Source organism: Roseateles sp. P5_B10 (genome assembly GCF_056400485.1).
Window position 1 is genome coordinate 1 of record NZ_JBFULE010001756.1, and the last position, 525, is coordinate 525.

General features: G+C 60.6%; 1 protein-coding gene. It reads right to left on the bottom strand.

Annotation, left to right across the window (positions count from 1 at the left end; genetic code table 11):
- On the bottom strand, nt 1-525 hold a 525-nt coding region (locus tag AC1DU6_RS35735; protein ID WP_477863370.1), incomplete at both ends, for an alpha/beta fold hydrolase.

Consider the following 525-nt stretch of genomic DNA (forward strand, 5'->3'; position numbering starts at 1 on the left):
CACCGGAGAGAACCAGCATCGGCATTGGCAGTTTGGTCTTGGCAAGTTCGGCAAACTCGGCGGCATCTTTCTCAAAAGCGCGGAAGACCTCGAAACCGGCTGCCATGTGGCCGGGCTTCGCATAGGCCTTGGCGTAAAACACGCGGTCCTTTTCCGGCACCGACTTCTTCGGGTCCGCCGCGAAATCATTCCAGAAGTGTTCGAGGTAAATGCGCTCGCGGCCCGCTACCAGCGCCAGCGGCGTCTTGCCGTAGAAATGAAAATGCCAGAGATCGCGCAGCAGCCAGACATGGGTCCAGTCGCCGACGCCGGGCAGGAACGCATCCATCAGCGCGATACGATCGACCTCGGCCGGATATTGCGCAGCATAGGCATAGGCGACCATCAGACCGATGTCGTGCCCGACAATTTTCACCTTGGGATATTTCAGGCCGACCACCAGCGCATGGATATCGCGCGCCATCGCCGCCTTGGTGTAGCCATCAGCCGGCGCGTCGGAATCGCCGAAGCCACGCAGATCTGGCG